This window comes from Variovorax sp. J2P1-31, assembly GCF_030317215.1.
Classification (GTDB): domain Bacteria; phylum Pseudomonadota; class Gammaproteobacteria; order Burkholderiales; family Burkholderiaceae_C; genus Variovorax.
Genome location: NZ_JASZYA010000003.1, coordinates 1,166,819 through 1,184,924, shown reverse-complemented (window position 1 = coordinate 1,184,924; position 18,106 = coordinate 1,166,819). Strand labels below are relative to the sequence as shown.

The 18,106-nt window shown below is 63.9% G+C and carries 20 protein-coding genes and 1 pseudogene; 14 read left to right on the top strand and 7 right to left on the bottom strand.

What is annotated here, in order from left to right:
• The first annotated feature begins 411 nt into the window (after positions 1-411).
• The 3 genes from QTI20_RS25475 to QTI20_RS25465 all read left to right on the top strand — a co-directional run bounded on the left by QTI20_RS25475 (position 412) and on the right by QTI20_RS25465 (position 4,020).
• On the top strand, positions 412-2,430 hold the full coding sequence (locus tag QTI20_RS25475; protein ID WP_286556184.1) for a ParB/RepB/Spo0J family partition protein: 2,019 nt from the start codon (positions 412-414) through the stop codon (positions 2,428-2,430).
• Between the two features lie 243 nt (positions 2,431-2,673).
• On the top strand, positions 2,674-3,123 hold the full coding sequence (locus QTI20_RS25470; RefSeq protein WP_286539787.1) for a thioesterase family protein: 450 nt from the start codon (positions 2,674-2,676) through the stop codon (positions 3,121-3,123).
• A gap of 591 nt (positions 3,124-3,714) precedes the next feature.
• Positions 3,715-4,020: a DUF736 domain-containing protein gene (locus QTI20_RS25465; RefSeq protein ID WP_076196773.1), complete on the top strand. Its 306-nt coding sequence runs from the start codon at positions 3,715-3,717 to the stop codon at positions 4,018-4,020.
• Between the two features lie 51 nt (positions 4,021-4,071).
• On the opposite strand, the gene QTI20_RS25460 is transcribed toward QTI20_RS25465, so the two are convergent.
• Positions 4,072-4,740: a DUF6988 family protein gene (locus tag QTI20_RS25460; protein ID WP_286556183.1), complete on the bottom strand. Its 669-nt coding sequence runs from the start codon at positions 4,738-4,740 to the stop codon at positions 4,072-4,074.
• A gap of 574 nt (positions 4,741-5,314) precedes the next feature.
• On the opposite strand from QTI20_RS25460, the gene QTI20_RS25455 reads away from it, so the two are divergent.
• Positions 5,315-5,662 carry a DUF2958 domain-containing protein gene (locus tag QTI20_RS25455; protein ID WP_076196769.1) on the top strand — a complete coding sequence of 116 codons (348 nt, stop codon included), beginning with the start codon at positions 5,315-5,317 and terminating at the stop codon, positions 5,660-5,662.
• A 45-nt stretch (positions 5,663-5,707) separates the two neighbouring features.
• Here QTI20_RS25455 and QTI20_RS25450 read toward each other — a convergent pair whose 3' ends face one another.
• Positions 5,708-5,998: a helix-turn-helix domain-containing protein gene (locus QTI20_RS25450; protein WP_076196767.1), complete on the bottom strand. Its 291-nt coding sequence runs from the start codon at positions 5,996-5,998 to the stop codon at positions 5,708-5,710.
• 197 nt (positions 5,999-6,195) lie between these two features.
• Between QTI20_RS25450 and QTI20_RS25445 the strand changes: the two genes are divergently transcribed.
• From QTI20_RS25445 to QTI20_RS25405, 10 genes and pseudogenes are all read left to right on the top strand, one after another.
• Positions 6,196-6,537, top strand: coding sequence for a DUF2958 domain-containing protein (locus tag QTI20_RS25445; RefSeq protein WP_076196765.1), 342 nt, complete (start codon positions 6,196-6,198; stop codon positions 6,535-6,537).
• Positions 6,538-6,641: 104 nt separating this feature from the next.
• On the top strand, positions 6,642-6,887 hold the full coding sequence (locus QTI20_RS30760) for a transcriptional regulator domain-containing protein (RefSeq protein WP_353507303.1): 246 nt from the start codon (positions 6,642-6,644) through the stop codon (positions 6,885-6,887).
• Positions 6,844-7,440, top strand: coding sequence for a DNA -binding domain-containing protein (locus QTI20_RS25440; RefSeq protein ID WP_286539782.1), 597 nt, complete (start codon positions 6,844-6,846; stop codon positions 7,438-7,440). The genes QTI20_RS30760 and QTI20_RS25440 overlap by 44 nt, the downstream gene beginning before the upstream one ends.
• Before the next feature lie 92 nt (positions 7,441-7,532).
• Complete coding sequence (locus QTI20_RS25435; RefSeq protein WP_286556182.1) at positions 7,533-7,829, top strand: helix-turn-helix transcriptional regulator; 297 nt, start codon at positions 7,533-7,535, stop codon at positions 7,827-7,829.
• A gap of 20 nt (positions 7,830-7,849) precedes the next feature.
• Positions 7,850-8,668 (top strand): annotated as a pseudogene (locus QTI20_RS25430) (replication initiator protein A); the annotation flags it as partial.
• Positions 8,669-8,901: 233 nt separating this feature from the next.
• Complete coding sequence (gene parA / locus QTI20_RS25425) at positions 8,902-9,651, top strand: ParA family partition ATPase (RefSeq protein WP_286556181.1); 750 nt, start codon at positions 8,902-8,904, stop codon at positions 9,649-9,651.
• Positions 9,648-9,911, top strand: a complete 264-nt coding sequence (locus QTI20_RS25420) for a ribbon-helix-helix protein (protein WP_286539777.1) — start codon at positions 9,648-9,650, stop codon at positions 9,909-9,911. The genes parA and QTI20_RS25420 overlap by 4 nt, the downstream gene beginning before the upstream one ends.
• Positions 9,908-10,426: a DUF2840 domain-containing protein gene (locus QTI20_RS25415; protein WP_444812963.1), complete on the top strand. Its 519-nt coding sequence runs from the start codon at positions 9,908-9,910 to the stop codon at positions 10,424-10,426. The genes QTI20_RS25420 and QTI20_RS25415 overlap by 4 nt, the downstream gene beginning before the upstream one ends.
• A gap of 23 nt (positions 10,427-10,449) precedes the next feature.
• Positions 10,450-10,956 carry a S26 family signal peptidase gene (locus QTI20_RS25410; protein WP_286556179.1) on the top strand — a complete coding sequence of 169 codons (507 nt, stop codon included), beginning with the start codon at positions 10,450-10,452 and terminating at the stop codon, positions 10,954-10,956.
• 372 nt (positions 10,957-11,328) lie between these two features.
• Positions 11,329-13,278, top strand: coding sequence for a DUF3363 domain-containing protein (locus QTI20_RS25405; RefSeq protein WP_286556178.1), 1,950 nt, complete (start codon positions 11,329-11,331; stop codon positions 13,276-13,278).
• A 134-nt stretch (positions 13,279-13,412) separates the two neighbouring features.
• Here QTI20_RS25405 and QTI20_RS25400 read toward each other — a convergent pair whose 3' ends face one another.
• From QTI20_RS25400 to QTI20_RS25380, 5 genes are all read right to left on the bottom strand, one after another.
• Positions 13,413-13,706 carry a PLP-dependent transferase gene (locus tag QTI20_RS25400; protein WP_286539772.1) on the bottom strand — a complete coding sequence of 98 codons (294 nt, stop codon included), beginning with the start codon at positions 13,704-13,706 and terminating at the stop codon, positions 13,413-13,415.
• A gap of 127 nt (positions 13,707-13,833) precedes the next feature.
• Positions 13,834-15,270 carry a M20 family metallopeptidase gene (locus tag QTI20_RS25395; RefSeq protein ID WP_076196749.1) on the bottom strand — a complete coding sequence of 479 codons (1,437 nt, stop codon included), beginning with the start codon at positions 15,268-15,270 and terminating at the stop codon, positions 13,834-13,836.
• Between the two features lie 23 nt (positions 15,271-15,293).
• The gene (locus tag QTI20_RS25390; RefSeq protein WP_286539769.1) at positions 15,294-16,526 is read right to left on the bottom strand and encodes a diaminopropionate ammonia-lyase; all 1,233 of its coding nucleotides are present in this window, start codon (positions 16,524-16,526) and stop codon (positions 15,294-15,296) included.
• Positions 16,527-16,704: 178 nt separating this feature from the next.
• On the bottom strand, positions 16,705-17,355 hold the full coding sequence (locus QTI20_RS25385) for a LysE family translocator (protein WP_286556175.1): 651 nt from the start codon (positions 17,353-17,355) through the stop codon (positions 16,705-16,707).
• A gap of 14 nt (positions 17,356-17,369) precedes the next feature.
• A complete protein-coding gene (locus tag QTI20_RS25380; protein ID WP_286556174.1) occupies positions 17,370-18,092 on the bottom strand; it encodes an amino acid ABC transporter ATP-binding protein in 723 nt (240 codons plus the stop codon).
• Positions 18,093-18,106 lie beyond the last annotated feature (14 nt).

Genomic DNA, 18,106 nt, shown 5'->3' with positions numbered 1-18,106 from the left:
CGGCCGTGGGTCCGTCGCTTCCCTGGCCGTTGGCCGGGAATCCGTCTTTCCCTTCCCTCATCGCTGATCCCGCGACCGTAGCCGCCGAGGCCTGGCCGTCAAGGCGCGCAGGGCCGTGTCCTCGCCTTCGGCTGCGGGCCGCCCCAACCCTGCGCTTGTTTCCTTGACGGCCAGTCCCCGCCGGCTCGGTTTTTCGCGGGCGATGAACTCAGGAAAGACGGCGGCAACGGCGACCAGCCCAGGTCACTGCGCCGAACCCACCGAAGCCAACACCGGGCTCCGAATCTTGGAATCCGGCTGGGGTGGGAAACCACAGGAGAGCCGCGCATGCAGACACCGACATCTTGAACCCCCTTCCGCTTTTTTTTTCTTCATTTTCAAGGTCCCGATACGGGACAGGAGTTTTCAAATATGAACACCGCTACCCTTCACGAAACCACTGCCGTCGCCGCTGCCGTCGCCGCTGCTGTCGCAGCCGTCACGGCTGCGCAGGAACTGCTGCTGATTCCGCTGTCCAAGCTGCGGCCTTCCAGCCGCAACGTGCGCAAGAGCGGCGGCACGTCGATTCCCGAACTGGCCGCGAGCATCGCCCGTGTGGGCTTGCTGCAAAACCTCAATGTGGTGCTGGCCGCTGATGGCGAGCACTACGAGGTTGTGGCCGGTCGCCGTCGCCTCGCCGCGCTCAAGCTGCTGGTCAAGCGGCGCAAGCTCGCCAAGGACTTCGAGGTGGCCTGCCTGCTGGGGTCTGATGCGGCGGCGCGCACGGTGAGCCTGACCGAGAACGTGCAGCGCGAGGCCATGCACCCGGCCGACCAGTTCGAGGCTTTCGCCGATCTGGTGGCCGAGGGACGGCCCATCGAGGACATTGCCGCCGACTTCGGCGTGACCCCGTTGGTTGTGCAGCGGCGGTTGAAGCTCGCCAACGTCTCGCCGCGCCTGCTGGCCGACTACCGGATTGATGCAGTGACGCTGGAGCAGCTGATGGCGCTTGCCATCACCGACGACCATGCGGCACAGGAAGCGGCGTTCTATGCGTCCCCGCAGTGGCAGCGCAGTCCGGAGGCGCTGCGCGATCACCTCACGCACGAGGAAATCGATGCGAACCGCGATGCGCTGGCGAAGTTCGTAGGGGTTCCGGTCTACGAGCAGGCTGGCGGCGCTGTGCGGCGTGACTTGTTCGCGGATGAACAGAACGGCATCTTTCTCACGGACGCGGCCCTGCTTGAGTCGTTGGCGAAAGACAAGCTCGCGCCAGTGGCGGAGGAGGTGCTGGCCGAGGGCTGGGGCTGGGTGGACGTGGCCCCGCGTGCCACCTACGCCGACCTGCACCAGTTCCAGCGCATGCGCAGCAAGCGGCGCGAGCCGAGCAAGGCCGAGACCAAGCGCATCGCCAAGCTCGAAGCGCTGCAAGGTAAGCTGCAAGACCGCCTCGACGACGAGAACGAGGACATGACGGACGAGCAGGCGCAGGCTGCGCAGGACGAGATGGACGGTCTGGGCAACGAACTCGAAGCCATCGAACGCACGCTGGTGGTCTATCCGCCACGCACGATGGCGGCGGCGGGGGCTGTGGTGTCGCTCGACCACATGGGCGGTGTGATCGTGCATCGTGGGCTGCTGCGCGAAGAGCAGACCAAGACGCTGCGGCAGCAGGAGCGTGATGGGCACAGTCCGGATGACGAAACCAAAGGGGGCGGCGAACAGCAGGAAGCCAAACTCACCATTTCTGAGAAGCTGGTCAAGCGCCTGAGTGCGCATCGCACCGCCGCTCTCCAGGCGGAAGTTGCTCGGCACCCGCAGGTGGCCTTGGTCGCCGTGGTGCACCGGCTTGCATTGCGCGTCATTCATGACGCGCACTACGGTTCGCCCATCAACATCACCGCCAATCCGCAGGACCGGCTGGAGCAGTACGCCCCGGAAGTGGCCGAGGCACCGGCTGCTGTGGGCATGCGGCAGGTGCGGGAGGCTTGGGCTGAACGCCTGCCCCACGACCCGGATGCGCTGTTCGCCGAGTTGCTGGCAATGCCACAACAGGAGCTGCTGTCGCTGCTGGCGATGTGCGTAGGCTTCACGGTGACAGCCATCGCTTCGCGTGAGGACGAAGCCCCGGCTGCTGCGCTGGCGCAGGCCGTGGGCCTGGACATGCACGCGTGGTGGACACCGACCGCAGCGGGTTACTTCGATCACGTTTCCAAGGCCAAGGCACTGGAAGGGGTGCACACCTTCGCGTCCGGTGAGGTGAACCGGCTTGTCAAACTCAAGAAGGCGCAGATCGCTAGCGAGGCCGAGCGGCTGGCGGCGGGTACAGGCTGGCTGCCCGCGATGTTCCGCGCCCAGGAGGCGGTGGCGGTTGACGTTGCAGGCGCTGAACCGCTTGCTGAGGGGCGGGCTGATGCCGAAGCCCAAGAGGACGCGCACGCAACGGCGTGATCCCCATGAGTCCCCGGCCACGAGGCCGGGGATCGAGAAATCGGCGCGACGCGCGCGGCAGACCTGCCGCGCGCGTTTTGACTTCCGGAACGCACAAGCCCAACGCTCCCTGCGTGCCGCCCTACGCCAGCGCTCGCTGCGGTGGGTTGGGGATGCCTGCTGGTCACGGGAGCATCGAACAGCACCGATCGCCTGCAATCCAGCGCGCTGATCGAGCCTTCGACAACCCCACCCGGACACCCCATGAACCACCAAGGCGTCAGCGAGATATTCTTTGAAGAGTCATACACCGTGCCGGCCGACCAGACTGCGAAGTCGCTTTTCTCGCGACTTCCGCACGGAAGCGGGTATGCAGAGCGACTGATCGAATGTCTTGCCACCGGGTACCTGGTTGCGGTGGTCGAATCCATTTGCATTCGTGAGATGCAACAGCACGTCGATGTCGCAATTGAAGTGGTGGTCGGCCGTTCGATCCGTATCGAGCATCGAGGACCAATTCCGCCAGGGTCGCCGCTGCGACTGCGCGGATGGCTTGAACGGCTGGGGGACCGGAGCGCGACATTCCGCGTTCAGGCCCACGATGCGCACGAGGTCGTCTGCGAAGCCACTGTCACGCTGGTGGCTGTCCAGCGGGCACAGATGGAGTCGCGCATCGCGACAAAGGTTTTGGCACTCCAATGCCCTGGAACCTAGAAATGCGCGCCCCGCCAGTGGTGGAGCGCGGACACGACGCAACTTGCTGCGCTCGAATGTCGTGCGAGCCGTCCTGAAGGAAGCGGGCTAACAGTCCGCCAGACGACGGTGGCTCACAGAGAGCGTTCCGATGCGCAGCTCCTTCCGCGCCACAAATGCCGGATCCACTGGCAGCGCGGATGCGGTGGGATCGTTCCTCCTTTTCGTTGCGCGGCTGACATGGACTGGGATCGCTTCGGGGGTCGTGCCGGAAACACTGTTGCGGCGGAGACGGTGCTGGGGCCATGCGTCCTTTCGCGACAGGATCACACCCACAGCGGCCTTGTATTTGTCGTGAATCCTGGCGAGGGCACGGAGGCGCTGCACTTTGTTTCGCGCCGCCTCGGGCTTGTTCGCCGCAACCGTCCGGCCCGACAAATTTCCCCGACCTGCGGTCTTCCTCGCGAGGCAAATTTCTCGGGCCTCCCGGTCCTTCACTGCGTTGCGGCCCCTCCGCTTCGCTATGGGATGCGGCGCGCCCGGACCCTCACCCATCGGATCACGCCAAGGCCGCGATGGGCGCGACCTGGTCAACTTCAAAAGGACTTCATCATGGCCAACATCGGCACCTTCACCGCACAGAACGACAGCTACACCGGCACGGTTCGCACCCTGACGCTCAACGTCAAGGTCAAGATCGTTCCCAACGACAAGGAGAGCGAGAACGCTCCTGACTACCGCATCGTCGCCGGCAACTTCGAGATCGGCGCGGCGTGGAAGAAGCTCAGCCGGGCCGAACGCCCCTACCTCTCGGTGACCCTCGATGATCCGTCGTTCCCGGCAACGATCTACGCCCGCCTGGTCGAAGGCGAGGACGGTGCGCACAACCTGATCTGGTCGCGCAGCAAGGGCGACTGAGCGTCGCCCTCGGCGCCCCGCTTTAGCGGGGCGCTGTTCCCTGCAAGGCCGCTACTTCAACAAGTCAGGCAGACAGTCGGCGAACGCGGGCTGGATCTTGCTCATCGGCTTGGCGACGGCTTCATCCCACGTCAGCACCGCCAGGGTCATGGCGGTCATCGTGAGCAGGCCATTGGAATTTCGCAGGATCTGCAGGGCCAAGTGTACCGGGAAGCCCTCGGACTGTCGGCGCAGCGGGTGGATGCCGCCATGCACGAAAGAGTTCATGGCGTGCCAGGACACGTCCTTGAAGTGCGCCAGCATCTGGTGCGCGGCCGCGGGCACGTTGGGTCCGACGCGCTTGCCGATCTGCTCGATCATCTCGCTGGCCGAGGGGAGATTCTTCGCGGCCTGCTCGCTCTGCAGGGTCAGCGGTGCGCTGAGCTTCTCGATGGCCAGATCGCTGGCTGCATATTGCAGCCACATGGCGCGGGTCAAGGCCTCGAACTGAAGCCGCATCAGGCCGACTGCCGACGTGGCCAATCCCATCGCCATCAAGGCGCGCAGGCTGAGCCCATGCTCGAGCGCCACGGAGCACATGCCGAAGGCAGCCTCGCCACGAGGTGAGGGATCGAAATCGGCGCCGTCGAGCAGGTGCAGCAGGGCTTCGTGCAGCTCGTCGGAACGACGGAGCATGATTTCCAGGGGATCGTCCGAGGTTCCTTGTTGAGCAGCTTCCATGCAGACATCGTATTCGCTCGGTGCTGCTGTTGAGCGACAGCAGATCTGCGCAGGCAGGCACCTGCCTAGCGGCTTTGCGGATGTTCCCAAATGAGTAAACCCGTATCTGCGTCTACTCGCCGATCCGCTTTCCTGGTTTTGCGGTTCCACGGGTCAACGGCGATTCGTGAAGGCGGCTTTGCGCTTCAGAGGGTTTGTTGAATGCCGGATCGCTGGCTCTACGACTCTCCACATATCCGTCATCCAGCCCAAGCGTTCTTGTGCGTCTCCGGCGATGCCGGCCGCGCTGTCGTGCTGCGCATCGAGCCGCCGGTGGCGTCTCGCCCCTTCGGGCTTTCATCGCTGACGCCTTCGCGCCTGTCGGCGCTGCGCACTGCGTTTGCAGGAGCAGGGGCGAGGGGAGGGCTGGCTTGCTGTTCCCTGCACCGTATCACGCCGTTCTCACCGTCAAGGTCTGCGCGTGCTGTGCACGCTGGCGGCCTTGCGGCCGTCTGTCGAACCCTGACGGCTGCGCTGCGCCGTGCTGCTTCCGGTCTCGGGCAATCCCGCCCTGAATCCTTCCAAGGAGAAGACCATGACTAAGCTCATTACCGATGAACAACGCGCGCTGCTGCTGGCCAACGGCCGGCAGTCCCTCGAACAGGAAAACTTCGATCCCGCCCCGGTGGTCAAGCTGTTTACCCCGGACGCCGGGGCGACCTGGCTGCTGACCGAGATCGACCCGGACGACCACGACCATGCGTTCGGGCTTTGCGACCTCGGACTGGGGTTTCCCGAACTGGGGTGGGTGAGTCTTGCAGAGGTCACCACCGTGCGCGGCCGGTTGGGCCTGCCCGTTGAACGGGACCTGCATTTCGAGGCACAGAAACGCTTGAGCGCGTATGCGCGAGAGGCGCGTGTCGCCGGGCGCATCGTGGTCTAGCCGCGGTTCATTGGCCGCCGGCGACGGTCGGCGGCCAATCTCGTCCTAACCCTCTTTCTTGGGCAGACGTGCTTCGGTCTCCAGCATCAATTCGCCAGCGCTGCGTTCGAGCGCTCGCGCGATCTTCAGGATCATCGCCAAGGTCGGCATGTGCTCGCCGCGCTCGATCTTGCCCATGTGCGAACGCTCGATGCCGGCCCGGTGCGCCAGGGTTTCCTGGGCAACGCCATCCTCGGTACGCATGGCGCGCACCGCATCACCAAAGGCCCGTGCCGGGCCTGCCTCGAATGTCGTCGCGCCGGTCGGCCGCCCGCGCTGTATTCCCTGCTTCTGCATACACAGAAGCGTTACGTTTTAAAGCAATTAAAACCACGTTATCTTTAACTCATAAAATAGCTTGCCAGCAGCGTTTTCGGTTTGGCGTGCTGAAAAAGACGAATTCCTACCGGCAGGTAGGAAGCGTCTGGGCGTCGCTTCTGGGACTTGCTTTATGCCACCTGCGAATTAGTATTTAACGGCCTCACGCGAGAACCATGACTTTCCTGACCGAAGAACAGCGAATCCGGCTGCTGGCCAATGGCGCAGCGCGGGCGCATGGCGAAACCGTCGACCCGCTGCCCGTGGTCAAGCTCTACACCCTGGACGCCGGTGCGGCGTGGCTGCTCACTGAGCTTGACGCCGAGGGGGACAAGGCGTTCGGCCTGTGCGACGCCGGCACGGGCAGCCCAGAGCTGGGGCAAGTCAGCCTCTCGGCCCTCGAAGGCGTCCGCGGCCCGCGCGGCATGCGCATCGTGGCCGATCCGCACTTCAAGCCGCGTCAGCCGCTTTCGGGCTACCTGGCAGACGCCCAGCGAGACGGATCAATCAACGACTGACGCGATCGCCGGCCGGGTCGCCGTTTGCGCGATCCAGCGTCGCCTCGAAAGCGACCTCGCGCCTCATTCCCTGTGGCAGCGTTCCTCTTCCAAAGGAGGACTCTGTGACCAACCCTAATCTCGAAGATCTGCCCGGCGCGCCATGGGGCATCTCTGCCGCCTACCTCTACGTGCTCGACCTCGACAACCCAGCCCTCGCCTGGGAATACTTGCGCCGCAATCCAGGCTACCGCACGGATTGGACATGCCGCGAGCGCCTAGTGTCTTTCGCACGCTGGGGGTTGCGACAGCGCCGAAGATCCGGACATGGATGGTCGCAACGCACAGCCACTCTGGCTGTCGTCCTCTGACGGCTTGCTGCATGTGCGTGCTGCGCACGCCAACAATGCAGTAGCTCGCCGATTCGACCTGTGGCGCATCCCCGGCCGCAAGCGCCTAGCGCTTGATGGCCCCGACTTGGCGCTGACTGCCGACCTCAACGCCCAGCGCATGCGCTTGTCGCTGTCAGGGGCCCTCGCAGACGGCGCGGTGTACACGGGTGCCGCGCCGCTGACGCCGCGCCTGCGCGGCCAGCTCGATGCCTTCCATGCGCAGGCACAGGCCCTGGAAGGTCATGCACCCCGGGTCGATCCTGCGCGGGCGGTCACCCGCGCCGCGCTGCTGCATCTGCGCGCTCTGCAGGCGCTCGATGCCGCGCAGGCGGGCGCATCGCACCGGGACATCGCCCAAGCCTTGTTCGGCCTCGAAGCCGTCGTCCTGCGCTGGCACGAGGATGGCGAACTGCGCGCGCAGGTGCGCCACCTGCTGCGGCGTGCGCAGGGATACGTGACCGGCGGCTATTTAGCTCTCGCCGGCGTGCCGCACACCACAGCAGACCACCCCGGAGACGAGCCGGTGCGCTGAATCTCTCCCTGCCTTGTTCGGGCCTGATTCCCGAGACTGCCTCCATCGGGCCGCGAATGGTTTGCGGCCCATCGACAGCGATGGAGTCCGTCATGGCAGTTGGCAGTTCGTTTCCTCACCGCACGACCGCAGCGGCTGCGCCGCAGCCTGCTGCGGTTCCGGCTGCGCCGGCCAATCCCGAGTTCCTGACCACCGACGAAGCCGGCGCCTTCCTGCGGCTGTCGCCGCGGACGCTGGAGAAGCAGCGGGTGCTCGGCGGGGGTCCGCGCTTTCGCAAATTCGGGGCGCGCGTGGTCTACGCCGCCGCCGATCTGCGCGCTTGGGCTGACAGCCACACCTACGGCATGACCTCGGATCCGGGCTACGTGCAGCGCGACTCCGTCCGCTGACCTACCTTGGGCAACGCCGCATGTCCAAGCGCATGAGCGAACGCGAACAGCTCTCGCTGTTCCGCGCGCTGCCGCACGACGGCATGGCGCTGCGTGATGCGCAGGACCTGATGGCCTACCCCTTCTTCTCGCTGGCCAAGACGCCGCGCATCGTGCCGATCCGCTTCGAGGCCGGTGGCATCTCGCTCACCGTAGAGGGTGTGCCCGAGCACGGCATCGCCACCATCTGGGACGCCGACGTGCTGATCTGGGCTGCCAGCCAGATCATCCAGGCCAAGAAAGAAGGCATCCCGCCTTCGCGGCTGATGGTGGCTACGCCCTACGAGATCCTGCGCTTTGCGCAGCGGGGCACCGGGCGCAGCGACTACCTCGCGCTGCGCGCCGCGCTGGACCGCCTGCAGTCCACCACCGTCGCGACCACGCTGCGTCAGCGCGAGCGCCCGAACGGTGGCAAGCGGGTGCACCGCTTCTCATGGATCAACGAGTGGAAGGAGTACATCCGCCCGGATGGGCGCTCGGAGGGCATCGAGCTGATCCTGGCCGACTGGTTCTTCACCGGCGTGATGGAAGAAGCGCTCGTGCTCACGCTTGATCCCACGTATTTCCGGCTCTCAGGCGGCATCGAACGCTGGCTGTACCGGCTCGTGCGGAAGCACGGCGGGCGGCAGCCGAATGGCTGGCGCTTCGAGATGCGGCATCTGTACTTGAAGTCCGGCGCGCTCCAGCGCTCGCGCGACTTCGCCGCGCACGTGCGCGGTCTCGCACTGCGCCAGGCGCTTCCGGGCTACCGCTTGTCCGTCGAACGTACCGGCGGAATCGAGTGGTTCGCCTTTCACCCTTGCATCGACAACTGCCCGAAGACCGACTTATCCACTGCTCGTGTCGACCGGGACTTATCCACAGCTTCTGTTGAAGAACCTGTGGATTTCATGGGGGCGGGCTCGGTGGATCACCGGCGCGCGACTCGGGTGATCGCCGGCGCAAACATCGGTGGATCACCGGCGCAAAACCGCCCGCAACCCGCGCCCAGCAACGGTTTCGGGCCTCCCTAAACATCTAAAGGGATACATAAATGGAAGTCACGCGCGCGCGAACCGAAGCTGCCCAAAAAGAGGGCAGCGCCTCGTGGAAGGCAGTCCGAACATCCGAAGACCGCTTGCCAGGAAGACAAACCCGGCCCGGCAAGGTGATCGCATTGCTCAACCAAAAAGGCGGTGCGGGCAAGACGACGCTCGCCACGCACCTGGCCGGCGAACTGGCGATGTCAGGGAGCCGCGTGACGCTACTCGATGCCGATCCGCAGGGCTCGGCCCTTGACTGGGCGCAGCGGCGCCTTCAGAACGGCCAGGGAAGGCTCTACGGCGTGTTCGGGCTGGCGCGGGACTCCTTGCACCAGGAGGCGCCGCAGATCGCCCGGGAGGCGGATTACGTGGTGATCGATGGGCCGCCCCGCGTTGCGGCCCTTGCGCGCTCCGCGCTGCTGGCCGCCGACCTGGTGCTGATCCCGGTCCAGCCCAGCGCATACGACGTGTGGGCCAGCCACGAGATGGTGACGCTCATCGCCGAAGCCCGGGTGTTCAGGCCGCAGCTTCGCGCGGCCTTCGTGATCAACCGGCGTGTGGTCGGCACGGTGATCGGCCGCGAAGCGCGCGCCGCCCTGGCCGACCAACCGTTTGCCGCGCTGCAGACCGAAGTCTCGCAGCGCATCGTGTTCGCCGATAGCGTGGCCGCCGGCCGGCTCGCATGCGAGGCCGCGCCGAAGTGCGCCGCCGCGCGCGAGATCGCGGCACTGGCGCAGGCAGTGCAGGAGATGCTGCGATGACGGGTCCATCGTCATCCTCAACGCCGAAGCGGGCATCCATCGGCCGCAAACCTGCCGCTGACCCGGCATCGACCTGGGTGCGCCAGGCCGATGCACCGGAGAACGTCGCGAAGGCGTCGATCTTCACCGCGCGCCTCACCATCGACGTGACGCCGGCGCTGCGGGGCCGCATCAAGGTGATCGCCTTCGAACGAGGCGTCACTGCGGCCGAGATGCTGCGCGAGCTGCTGGAGTGCGAATACGGTGGAGGCCAGTCATGACGCAGCCGTCGCCCATTGGCGCGCAGACCTGGCCTCACGCAGCGCTGCCGCCACAGCCTACCCCTATGCGCGTCTCGCTCGCCTTCGTCGAGCATCGCGTGAACGTCTGGCTGCGCTTCGGCCAGCCGGTGCGCGAGACGGTGCTCGACCGATGGCGGCGCGTGGCAATCTTCGAGCCCAATGCGGTGTGCTGTCGCGTCAAATGGATCGGCAACGACTACGGCACGGCGCTCTGGCAGCTCACGGTCCTGCAAGCACCGATGCCGTTCGATGGTGCACAGCGCATCGCCGGCGTGGTGCCGGGCGCGCGCATCCTGCTGCGCGCCGATGGCGAACAGCAGGTCAAGTCAGTGCTCGAAAGGATCGACGCCGTCGAAGCGCTGGGCATCGAACCGGCTATGGTTGCCTCCACATACTGGCAGACCGTCGGCAACCGGCTGGCTGCGCGCCAGTCGTTGCCGGAGTACACCAGCGAGCGCCATGCGGCGCATGTTGCGCGCGGGGCGCTGCGATGAGCCGGCGGGTACTTCTTGCCGGCATGGGCATCGGCCTGGCTGCGCTGTGCGCGCCGGCCTTCATGCCGATGTCGGTGCAGGAACGTGTATTCCTGGTCTACAACCCGACGGACAGTGTGCCGCGCGGCTGGTACCAGGTCGGCAGCATCGACAGCGCAGCTGCGCTGCACGTCGGCAGCATCGTGCTCGCCCGGCTTCCTATCGACGTGGCGGCCTTCGCAGCACAACGCCGCTACCTGCCGAGCGGTGTTCCGATCCTCAAGCGTATCGGCGCCATTGCACCGCAGTCGGTGTGCGTTCGAGAACAGGTCGTGCTGATTGATGGCGCAGTGGCGACGACCGCACTCACCCATGACGGCGCGCGCCGGCCACTGCACTCTTGGCAGCATTGCCGCCCCCTCGCCAGCGGCGAACTGTTCCTGCTCAGCGACACTAACCCGGCGTCGTTCGACAGCCGCTACTTTGGCCCCATCTCCGTCTTCGCCGTGCTCGGCATCGCGCGGCCGCTGTGGACCTGGAACGCGCCATGAAGTCTGCCTTATCGCATCACGCAACATGCCACTGGAATGCAGCCGAGCATGCGCCCGCGCTTCATTCCATCGTGCAGGGAGCCCGCCGCCAGCGTGCAGCTCGCGCTGCATCGCTGCTGCCCCTCGAGCAGCGCTGCGCACCCGGTGCGCGGCTGGCGGCAGGTCGGAGCCGGGAGCGGATGCGGAAGGCGGAGACGGAGGGCCAGATAAAAGGGGTGGCACGTCGCGCCCCTCCAGGCCAGTCTGCACGTGGGTTTGCGGCGGCACCGCAAGGGGTCTTGCGCGTGCCGCGCAGAGACTGGAATCCGCATGGCAGTGGCGTCTGCCGCGTGCCGTTTCCGATGCGCTGCGCCACTGTGCGCTGAAGTCTTCATGGCTGGCAATGACGAGGATCGCTTTCGGGTCAAGCCCGCGGCACCGAAGTCGCGGGGCGGGCCGCGCTCGCAGCGCTTCGTTTCACAGGTTCTCAAGCAGATGTCGAAGACCGGCGCAAAGCCCTCCGGCAAGGGCCTTGGCAGATCCGCCAACACGTTCGGCCGAGGCCGCGTCGCGGCCTCCCTGGCCGGCCAGCGTCTGGGGCCGAATGCGCGGCGTGTGGTCATTAAGTCCCGCTTCGTCGTGCTGCGGCGTGCCAGCCCGAACTCTGTGGCCGTACACCTGCGCTACATCGAGCGCGACGGCGTTACACGCAATGGACAGAAGGGCCAGGCCTACGGCGCCGACGCCGATGCGGCCGACCTCAAGGCCTTTCAGGAACGCGGGCAGAGCGACCGCCACCAGTTCCGCTTCATCGTCTCGGCCGAGGACGGCCTAGAGCTGGAAGACCTGAAGGGCTTCACTCGTCAGCTCATGCGCCGCATGGAGATCGACCTCGAGACCCGACTTGACTGGGTGGCCGTGGACCATTGGGACACAGACAACCCGCACACGCACATCGTGCTGAACGGCCACACGGGCGGGCCTGCCAGCGGCCGGGAAGATCTTGTGATCGCCCCTGACTACATGGCGCACGGCATGCGCTTGCGCGCCAGCGAGATCGCGACCGAACGGCTGGGGCCGCGCACCGAGGCGGAAATCCGTCAGAGCCTGCTGCGGGAGGTCAACCAGCAGCGACTCACCAGCTTGGATCGGGCGCTGATCCGGCAAGCTGGCGTCGATGGCATCGACCTGACGGCTACCCCGCAAGACCAGCAGCGCCAGAGCGTACTCCGGGCACGGCTGCAGCGTCTCGAAGGCATGGGCCTGGTCGAGAGGATTGACGCGAACCACTGGAAGCTCCAGCCCGAGATGGCGGCCACACTTAACGCCATGGGCCAGCGCGAGGATGCGCTGGAGACGGTACGCCGTGCGCTCAAGGGCCAGCGGCGGGAATGTGTGATCGATGATCGTCCAACCTCCTCTGTCATCGGTCGGATCGCGGGCAAGGGGCTGGCCGACGAACTGCACGACCGCAGCTACTTGGTGGTCGATGGCATTGACGGACGGGCGCACTACCTGAAGCTGCCACCCGGTGCCGACCTCGCAGAACTGCCTATGAATGGCATCGTGGAGGCTAGAGTCCCCGATCAGGAGAAGCCGGTGGACCGCCACATCGCAACCATCGCCAGAGACGGCCTCTACAAGGCAGCCGACCACGTGGTGAAACTGAAGCAAGCTCGCGATTCCGACCCGCAGGCCACTGTCGATGCACACGTGCGCCGGCTCGAAGCGCTGCGCCGCGCCGGCATTGTTGAGCGCATCGCTGATGGCGTCTGGAAAGTGCCGCCGGACCTTCTGGAGAAAGCTCGAACGCATGACATACAGAAAAATAATGGGCTGGTGATCGAGCTGCGGTCGCATCTCTCCATTGAACAGCAAGTGCGCACCATGGGCGCCACCTGGCTGGATAGGCAGTTGTTGGGCGGCGACTCGGCCGTGGGCGGACAAGGCTTTGGGGTTAAAGCACGCGATGCAATGCGCGACCGTGTCGATTTCCTTGCGGAACGGGGCTTGGCCGAACGGCATGACCAGCGAGTAGTTTTCGCGCGAAACCTGCTGGCCACCTTGAAACATCGTGAGCTGGCTGCAGTTGGCAAGGCGCTCCACCAGCAAACCGGACTAGCTTACCGGCCGCTACGTGATGGCCATTCCGTGAGCGGCGTTTACAGTCGTTCGATTCAGTTGGCTAGCGGCCGCTTTGCCATATTGAATGAGGGGCTGGGCTTTAGCTTGGTGCCGTGGCGGCCGGTGGTCGAACAGCGGCTAGGTCAGACCGCGTCCGCTGTGATTCGAGGATCATCCGTCACCTGGCAGTTCAGTACACAGAGAGGCATCTCTATCTAATCCGCCGCCCGAACTTTCCAGCGCAACTTGCCTTTGACGAAACCGGCAGCTTACCTACCGCATGAGCTGCCGAGCAAATTCGACAGATGCGATTTGGCACACATTCGTGGGAAGAAGCACATCATCGCCCGCCGTCAAAATCCAAGATTGACCACGGTGATTGCCGCCTGGCCACTGGGTCCTCGCAGGCAATGACGGCCACCTTCAAGCGTGCACAGACGTTGCTCGAGGGTATCTGTCGTGGGTGTACCGTAAAGGCCATAGCTGTAGCCGTCGCGGTGGCCAAATGCACGGAGACGCTGGCGGACGTCCGCCACGCTTGGGGATAGCACGGTCGACCCCTTGGAAACCCCCGGGGGAACGGCCTCGTATCCACTGGGGACCTGGTAATCGTGATGAATTAATTTGGTGCTGATGTCTTTGGACATAGCGTCCCATGTTGGTCCGCCGGGTATGGCCGCTTTGATTTGGGCACTTCGACTTCTACCGTACGGAAGGTGTCCGCGAAAAGGGGGCAACTTCACGGATGAGCGCTAGGCGTTCGATGGAGTGAAGTCAGGCGGAGCCAGTACCTGCACGCTTCCGTGCGGAGATCACATTCAAAGCCGTTTCCCCAAGATCCCACCAGAGGCCCGCCATCAGCGCCAGCGATTCGCGGGCAACGGAGCCCAGGAAATGCTCATTGGGCGCGTGCTGCGAACACGCCGGGTAGGAATGTGGAACCCAAACCGTGGGAAGGCCGAGCGTGTTCGCGAAGATTTCGTTGGGCACGGTGCCGCCGAGGTTCGGCAGCAGTGCAGGCTTCTTGCCCGTGGTCTTACGAATCGAATCGAGCGTCCACTTGACCCAAGGGTCGTCAAGGTCCAAGCGGGTCGCCGTGACCGCAGGCTTGACAATGACATTCACATGCTTGATGCCGTTCCTGGCGAGGTGCTCATCGAGATAGTTCTGGGCGTTCTCCCAGTCGGTTCCCACCACAAAGCGCAACTGGCAATGCGCACGCGCTGTCGGAGGAATCGCGTTGACGGGCGCGTCAGGATTGCCCGATTTGAATGCCAGCACTTCCAGCGCGTTCCAGCCCAGCACTCTTTCAGCAGGTGTCAGGCCGGGCTCACCCCAGTCGATGTCCACTTCGGGAGCGCTACTGTCCCGGCCGAGTTCGATGTCCGACAACGCTTCACGGACAGCTGCAGAAATTGGAGGCGGCATGAGCCCCTTGACGAGGATGCGGCCGTTGACGTCCACCATGCTGGCAATCGCGTGCGATAGGACAACTGCGGGGTTGCGCAGCGCGCCGCCCCAGTTCCCGGAGTGGTGCCCACCACTTCGCAGATCAAGCTCCAGATCGAAATTCAGCTCGCCGCGCGACCCAAGAAAAACTGTGGGTCGCTCAGCCGACACTCGAGGTCCGTCCGAGGCCAGGAAGACGTCGCCACTTAGAAAGTCGCGTTCTGCTCCGCAGATTTGGTTTAGTCCGGGGGAGTCCACTTCTTCGCCGGTCTCCATGATGATCTTGAGGTTGAATCCGAGCTTGCCACCTCGCGCGTTCATAACAGCCTCGAGCGCGGCCAAATTCACGGAGTGCTGCCCCTTGTTGTCAGCAATGCCGCGGCCGTACCAGCGATCGCCATCGACCACGATCTTCCACGGCTCCAGGCCTTTGTGCCACTGGTCGTCGTAACCGCGGACCACATCGCCGTGCCCGTAGGTGACGACCGTCGGGAGGTTTATGTCCTCAATGCGACTGGCAAGGAGAACCGGCGCGTCGATGTCGCTCGGGTTGGGCACAAGCTTCGTCTCGAATCCCAGCCGATGGAGCAGTGGCGAAATTTCCTTTTCGAGATAAGCGTGAAGGTGTTTCGCCTGGGACGGTTCCTGGCTCTCGGTCCGATAGGCGACACGGCGGTCAAGGTCCGTCAGGAATCGGCCTGAGTCGTAGGTTTCGACGGCGCTGGCGATTGCGGCTTCACGTGTGGCGGTGCTGGTGTTCATGTTTACTTTTATGTTGAAACCGGTTACGCGTAATGGCTCGCTCTGCGATCGAGAAACTCTTTTTGCCGCGCCAGCACGCCCAAGCCGGATTCGCCCACCAGTTGCTCATAAACCGCCGGTGCGGTTGCACCTTCTGTGCTAATCAGCAGCACCGTGGACGAGTGGTCCAGTCCAGCTTGCCGTGCGAGCTTGGGATCGCGCATCAGCTGGATCAGGCCGGCCAGACCAGCGGCGCCAGATTCCCCGGAAACGATGGGGAGGTCACTTTCATTGCCCTTGGCCAGCACCTGCATGGCTTGAACCGCATCCTCATCCTTCACGGTCATGAAGTAGTCAACACTTGATACCAGGAAGCGCCAGGCCAGTGGCGAGGTTTCACCGCAAGCCAGGCCCGCCATCACGGAGTCCACGGAACCGGTGGCCTTTGCTGCAACACCGCTGAGGGCGCTCTGGAAAAGACAGTCCGCCTGCTCGGGTTCAACGATGATTGCCGTCGGACGGCGGGTGCCGTAGGTTTCCCAGAAATAGCTGACGATGCCGGCGGCGAGTCCGCCCACACCACCTTGCAGAAAGACATGGGTCACGGGCGATTTCGACCGTGCCGACCCTTCAACGATTTCGGCTGCGATGGTGCCGTATCCCTGCATCACATCACGCGGGATCTCTTCATAGCCGTCATATGACGTATCCGAGACGACATGCCAGGCATTCTCACGAGCCAGGCGCGCGGCCTCCTCCACCGACTCGTCGTAATTGCCCTGGATGCGAACGATATCTGCGCCATAGGCCGCGATAGCCGCTTCCCGCTCGGCGCTGACGTTGGCATGCAGCACGATCACGCAGCGGCAACCTGCACTCTGCGCTGCCGCAGCCAAGCCTTTGCCGTGATTCCCATCCGTCGCACTGATCACCGTGAAGTCGCTGAATTTTGTCTTGTAGGCGCCGGAAAGTAGCGCCTGCGGATCCAGGCCGTCGTTTGGCCACAGGCGGAGAATTAACCTAACCAATGCGATCGGCGCACCGAGTGCCTTGAAGCTGCCAAGTTCGGAACGAACCGATTCATCCTTCACGAGAATCTGTCCCACGCCCAGTGCAGTGGCAAGTCCGTCCAGCGCGTAGAGCGGTGTTGACCCTGGATAGATGCCACCCCATGTCGAGAGCCACTTCCTGCTTTGCTCAGCATTGTCGACAGACATGATTGAACGCAGATCATTGGGGTACGTTTCGCGCGTAGCACGCGTGTTGGTAATGAGCATTTGGTTGTTCCGTGTGTGATGCTGCAATCCTAAGATTTGAAGCTGTGTTGCTTGGCGCAATTTGAGGCTGGAAAACACAACATCTGCGCGATGTGCAGGACCACTGTGGCTGCACGTTGTGTTCGCACGATCGCAACGCTCAGGCCCCACGTGCAGCACGCTTTTATCCTTGAGGTAGCTAGGCGCCGGGTCGATCGACCAGTGCAAGCCTGACCCCAAAGACGATGAACATCGAGCCAGCAAGCTTGTCGAGCCAGTGCATTCCGCGTTGAACGACAGGTCTTCTGGCCATCCACGCAGCCGCGATCGCCCAGCCCGCGTTGACCGGGATGCTGTTCACATTGAAAAGTACACCAAGAGCAAGGAACGCACGGGTCTTTCCTGTCGTTTCCGGGCTGATGAACTGGGGCAGGAAAGCCAGGAAGAACAGCACGACCTTCGGATTGAGGACGTTGGTCCAGAAGCCGCCGAGAAAAATCTCTTTTGAACTGGGAAGAGGCCGCGAAAGAGCAACCGCTTGAAGGTCTGTTGTCGCCGGTGCTGCACGCGCAAGCAAGATCTTCCCGCCGATCCACAACAGGTACGCAGCGCCGATCCATTTCAAGACATTGAAGGCAGTCTCAGAGGCCGCCAGAAGTGCGCCCATTCCCAACGCAGCAGCAAAGATGTGCACAAAGCAGCCAGCTGTGATGCCAAGACCAGCGACAACGCCAGACTTCCAGCCGCCTCGTAGCGAGTTCGTGACGATGTACAGGACGTCAGGCCCTGGGGTGACGTTCAGCAGCCAGCCGGACAGCACGAATAGGAGGAGGTGATAAGCGTCTGGCATCGCAGCGTGATCGATTATTGATTGCGCAGGACTTGACCGAGGAAAGTCCGCAGGCGGTCCGACTTCGGGGTGCTGAACATTTCGTCAGGACTTCCGGACTCGACGATCTCGCCGCGGTCCATGAAGACTACGCGATCTGCGACTTCGCGAGCGAAGCCCATTTCGTGCGTTACGCAGATCATCGTCATGCCGTCCTTCGCGAGGGAAACCATCGTGTCGAGTACTTCCTTAACCATCTCGGGATCGAGCGCGGAGGTCGGCTCGTCGAAAAGCATGATCTTCGGTTTCATGCACAAGGCTCGTGCGATCGCAACACGCTGCTGTTGGCCACCGGAGAGCTGCCCCGGATATTTGCTGGCCTGGTCTGGAATCCGCACGCGCTCCAGGTATGACCTTGCCAGCGATTCAGCTTCCCGGCGGGGCACATGCCGGACCAGCATGGGCGCCAAAGTACAGTTCTCCAGCACCGTCAAGTGCGGGAAGAGGTTGAAGCTCTGGAAGACCATCCCTACTTCGCAGCGAACGGCATCAAGGTTCTTTGCGTCGCTGTCGAGGCTGATGCCGTCCACGACGATCTGGCCTTCGTGATGCTCTTCAAGCTGGTTGATGCACCGGATAAGGGTCGATTTCCCCGAACCGGACGGACCGCAAATTACGACGCGTTCGCCAGTCGCCACTTCAAGGTTGACGTCGCGCAGCACGTGCATCGCGCCGTACCATTTGTTGATCTTCTGCATCGAGACTGCGACGC